1 pseudogene is annotated in these 242 nt (G+C 54.1%); it reads right to left on the bottom strand.

What is annotated here, in order from left to right:
* Positions 1-242, bottom strand: a pseudogene (locus AF337_RS12865) (acyltransferase family protein); the annotation flags it as partial.

A 242-nucleotide genomic window follows, 5' to 3' on the forward strand; every position in this document is an offset into this window, starting at 1 on the left:
GGAGTAGTCGGCTCCACGCAGGACGCCAAGCTTGCGGGGCGAGGTGAGGCCAAGGAAGATTGTGACATAGCCTATGGCCGGAATCGCAACGAAGTCCCCAAAGGAGGTGAACCAATAGGCCCATAGTATGAATGCCACCGAGGCGAGGAAAATTCTAACATCCCAACGAACCTTGTCCTTGTAGAGGTAGAAGGTCACCCCCACAAGAAAAGCACAAATGAGCAGATTGCCTGACGCAGTCG

This window comes from Rhizobium ecuadorense (assembly GCF_001187535.1).
Classification (GTDB): Bacteria; Pseudomonadota; Alphaproteobacteria; order Rhizobiales; family Rhizobiaceae; genus Rhizobium; species Rhizobium ecuadorense.